Genomic DNA, 711 nt, shown 5'->3' with positions numbered 1-711 from the left:
TTTTTTTTCCTGTCGTCGTTAGGTATCTGTGTAGCACTGGTCGCGTTTTCAAGTCTTGATACACGTCTTCCGATGAGCAAATCGCGTATTTTGCTCAATCCACGCGATATTGACATTAATATGGTAAATAAAAGTTGTAACAGCTGGAGTTCCCCGTATCAGCTCTCTTACGCGATAGGCGTGGGTGATTTGGTGGCGACATCACTTAACACCTTCTCCACCTTTATGGTGCATGACAAAATCAACTACAACATTGATGAACCGAGCAGTTCCGGTAAAACATTATCTATTGCGTTTGTTAATCAGCGCCAATACCGTGCTCAACAATGCTTTATGTCGATAAAATTGGTAGACAATGCAGATGGTTCAACCATGCTGGATAAACGTTATGTCATCACTAACGGTAATCAGCTGGCGATTCAAAATGATTTACTGGAGAGTTTATCAAAAGCGTTAAACCAACCGTGGCCACAACGAATGCAGGAGACGCTCCAGCAAATTTTGCCTCATCGTGGTGCGTTATTAACTAATTTTTATCAGGCACATGATTATTTACTGCATGGCGATGATAAATCATTGAACCGTGCCAGTGAATTATTAGGTGAGATTGTTCAATCATCCCCAGAATTTACCTACGCGAGAGCAGAAAAAGCATTAGTTGATATCGTGCGCCATTCTCAACATCCTTTAGATGAAAAACAATTAGCAGCA

At 41.2% G+C, this 711-nt stretch carries 1 pseudogene; it reads left to right on the top strand.

Features of this window, described 5'->3' with window-relative positions:
- Positions 1–711, top strand: a pseudogene (gene cadC / locus CXQ94_RS23730) (lysine decarboxylation/transport transcriptional activator CadC); the annotation flags it as partial.

It is taken from the genome of Arthrobacter sp. GMC3, assembly GCF_002929305.1.
In the GTDB taxonomy this organism is placed as follows: domain Bacteria; phylum Actinomycetota; class Actinomycetes; order Actinomycetales; family Micrococcaceae; genus Specibacter.
The sequence above is the reverse complement of the archived record's forward strand: the minus strand, read 5'-3'. Positions and strand labels throughout refer to the sequence as shown.